The sequence below is a fragment of the Mesorhizobium sp. genome, from assembly GCF_004962925.1.
GTDB lineage: Bacteria > Pseudomonadota > Alphaproteobacteria > Rhizobiales > Rhizobiaceae > Mesorhizobium.
In genome coordinates this window covers 1-2,707 of the sequence record NZ_SUEO01000364.1, presented here as the reverse complement: position 1 = coordinate 2,707, position 2,707 = coordinate 1, and the positions used below count along the sequence as shown (strand labels likewise).

The following is a 2,707-nucleotide window of genomic DNA, read 5'->3' as shown; positions in this document are numbered from 1 at the left end:
CGCTGATGGTTAGGGATCACACCAAGGCCGGTGAGGATTTCAAGGCAGCTCTCCAACAGAGCCAGACGACGGCCTCGGTGACACCGAACGGCCCGGCCCTGCAGCCGAAGGACCAGGCGATGCTGGACCAGCTCAAGACCCTCGACGGCGATGAATTCCAGGCGAAATACATCGTTCTGCAGACCGAGGCGCACAAGCAGGCGTTGGCGCTGTTTTCCACCTATGCGCAGTCGGGCGAAGACCCGGCGCTGAAGGAATTCGCCAAGAAGATGCTACCGACGCTGCGGATGCACGAAAAGCACGTAAAGAATCTGGCGGCCGCCCACAGCTAACGCATGTCGCCCAAAAGTGCGTAGCGGTTTTGGGATAACGACATGCATAAGAACAAGAACCTAAAGCGCGTGGCGACGCGCTTTAGGCTGGCACTACTGCCGGCTGCGGGCGGTTTCTGTCGGACCGAGCGGTGCTCAGCTCGTTTTGATCTGCTCGACTGCGGTCACCAGCAGTTCGGCCATGGCGCTGCGAATCTGATGATCCGACTGGGCGATGCCGGCCGCGTCGAAATCGGCGCGTACCTTGCGGAACACATCGTCGTCCCCGGCCTCTTCGAAATCCGCGCGCACCACCTCTTTCGCATAGGCGTCGGCGTCCTCACCTGACTTGCCGAGCTTTTCGGCGGCCCACAGGCCGAGCAGCTTGTTGCGGCGCGCCATAGCCTTGAATTTCGTTTCCTCGTCCATCGCAAACTTCTTTTCGAAGCCTTCCTGACGGTCTCTCATACTGCTCATGGTGTGCCTCGTTCAGGTGTGAGTCTCCGACCTTCATCCGATGGAGAAGAAGAGCGGCGGGGTAGGGGCCGAACATGGCGTGCATATACGTCATAAGCAAGACCGGAGCGTTTGTGCCGTAGGGCAATCGCTGCCGATAAAAGTGGCGCTCGACTGACCAATTGTCGATGTCGGTGCCGCCCCTCATCCGCCTGCCGGCACCTTCTCCCCGTATAGGGACGGGGAGAAGAGGCTGGCCGCAACCTCGGCACGTTTTCTGCAGCGCTGGAGATTGGCGAAATCGTTTGCGAAGGCGTCTTTCTCCCCGTCACTATACGGGGAGAAATGCCCGGCAGGGAATGAGGGGCAGCGCCAACCTTAAGCGCTTGCCCTGTCAGCGATCGATCGGGCGGCGCCTGGGCGAACGGTCCATAGCGGCCATGGCCGACACCCTTCGCACCGATGTGATTTGACGTTGCCTCGCCGTGACCTACTCTCGAATGGCGGGATGGGCCGAGGAGACGAGCGATGCAGTCACCTTTCAACGGGATTCGGACCGTCACGCTGGCATCAGCAGTGATCCTTGCCGCCGCCACCGCAGCCTATGCCCATCACGGCTGGTCGTGGACGCAGGACGGGTTCTTTGAACTCCGGGGCAAGATCACGGCCATCTATATCGGCAATCCGCACGCCACGCTGGATGTCGACGCAGAGGGAGAGGTCTGGCGGGTGGAGATGGCGCCGCCGTCCCGCACCATTGCCGCCGGCTTCACGGAGGAGGTTGCCAAGGTCGGCGACGAAGTGACCGCGATCGGCCACCGCTCGCTCGACGAGGCCGAGAAGCGTATGAAAGCATCCCGCGTCATCGTCAACGGCAAGACTTACGATGTCTATCCCGACCGCGTGCCGCCGGCTTGAATGGACGGGCTCCTCGCCGGCATCGAGCAACTGGCCTTCGTGCGGGGACTGAAGGCATCCTTCGTCGCCTACCCCATCGTCAACGCGCTCCACATCATGTCGATCGGCGCGCTGCTGACCAGCGTCTGGCTCATGGACCTCAGGATCCTCGGCGCCTTCCGCTCGCTGCCGCAAGCGGCGTTCGTCGCGCTGCTGCGCCGCACCGCATTTACCGCGTTTGCCGGTGCGCTGGTCACCGGGTCGCTGCTCTTTTCGGTCAGGGCGAGGGAGTATGCGGCGATGCCGATTTTCCTCGCCAAGATGGCGCTCATCCTTCTCGCCGGCGCCAACTTCCTCGTCTTCATGCGCCGCGCAAAAGGTGGTGGCGAGCCGGCCGGCGGCACCGTCACCATCCTGGCTGTGCTCTCGCTGATGCTGTGGACCTCCGTGCTTTTCGCCGGACGGTTTATTGGGTTTCTGAACTGAGGCGATGGTGCGCGGCGACATCGAAACGCAGACCGAGACGTCGTTGAAGGCGCTGAAACATTGTCTGGAAGGGGCGGGAACCTCGCTCGACAATGTGGTGATGGTGCGCATGTACGCCGTCAATTCCGGCTTCTACAACGCCATCAATCGGGTTATGCCAAGTACTTTTCGACGAACCCGCCGGCACGCAGCTTCGTGCCGGCGGCGTCGTGGCCGATGGAGTTCGACTTTCGAGATCGAGTGTGTCGCGGTGGCGTGAGCTTTCAAGCCGGAGGTTCGCCAGGAGAGCTCCGCGCCATCGGCACTGCGAGATCCTCTGGAACCTGACGGATTTTACTGTAGAGGGCAGTGCGGATTGGAAGGAGCTGGATGTTCACTTTTTGGACCAGCGCGCGTTGACCATCGAAATTGCAAGTCTGCAAGCATTCTTAGCTGCCATTGCTTGATAAGAATCATTCTTTCCTTCCGCAAAATCGCATATCCCTTTGAACATAACAAAAGGTACTTTCCGATCGAAAGCTGTTGCTGCAAGGCCGGCGCATTCCATTTCTCCACCG

The 2,707-nt window shown here is 60.7% G+C and carries 5 protein-coding genes and 1 pseudogene; 4 read left to right on the top strand and 2 right to left on the bottom strand.

The genetic code is table 11. The features are described 5' to 3' along the window. On the top strand, positions 1-332 hold a 332-nt coding region (locus E5W87_RS34940; RefSeq protein WP_292408380.1), incomplete at its 5' end, for a DUF4142 domain-containing protein. Positions 333-467: 135 nt separating this feature from the next. Here E5W87_RS34940 and E5W87_RS34935 read toward each other — a convergent pair. After that, the gene (locus E5W87_RS34935) at positions 468-788 is read right to left on the bottom strand and encodes a DUF1476 domain-containing protein (RefSeq protein WP_292408377.1); all 321 of its coding nucleotides are present in this window, start codon (positions 786-788) and stop codon (positions 468-470) included. Positions 789-1,295: 507 nt separating this feature from the next. On the opposite strand from E5W87_RS34935, the gene E5W87_RS34930 reads away from it, so the two are divergent. The 3 genes from E5W87_RS34930 to E5W87_RS34920 are packed head-to-tail and all read left to right on the top strand — an operon-like array spanning position 1,296 to position 2,409. Then, a complete protein-coding gene (locus tag E5W87_RS34930; RefSeq protein WP_292408373.1) occupies positions 1,296-1,685 on the top strand; it encodes a DUF6152 family protein in 390 nt (129 codons plus the stop codon). Then, positions 1,686-2,150 (top strand): DUF6644 family protein, encoded by a 465-nt coding sequence (locus E5W87_RS34925; RefSeq protein ID WP_292408370.1) that lies wholly within the window; start codon positions 1,686-1,688, stop codon positions 2,148-2,150. Positions 2,151-2,154: 4 nt separating this feature from the next. Next, a complete protein-coding gene (locus E5W87_RS34920) occupies positions 2,155-2,409 on the top strand; it encodes a RidA family protein (protein WP_292408367.1) in 255 nt (84 codons plus the stop codon). Positions 2,410-2,523: 114 nt separating this feature from the next. Here the strand turns inward: E5W87_RS34920 and E5W87_RS34915 are convergent. After that, positions 2,524-2,707: pseudogene (locus tag E5W87_RS34915) on the bottom strand (hypothetical protein); the annotation flags it as partial.

Coding starts and splice junctions, on each gene's coding strand:
- E5W87_RS34935 (WP_292408377.1), bottom strand. CDS start 788: ATGAGCAGTATGAGAGACCGTCAGGAAGGCTTCGAAAAGAAGTTTGCG.
- E5W87_RS34930 (WP_292408373.1), top strand. CDS start 1,296: ATGCAGTCACCTTTCAACGGGATTCGGACCGTCACGCTGGCATCAGCA.
- E5W87_RS34925 (WP_292408370.1), top strand. CDS start 1,686: ATGGACGGGCTCCTCGCCGGCATCGAGCAACTGGCCTTCGTGCGGGGA.
- E5W87_RS34920 (WP_292408367.1), top strand. CDS start 2,155: ATGGTGCGCGGCGACATCGAAACGCAGACCGAGACGTCGTTGAAGGCG.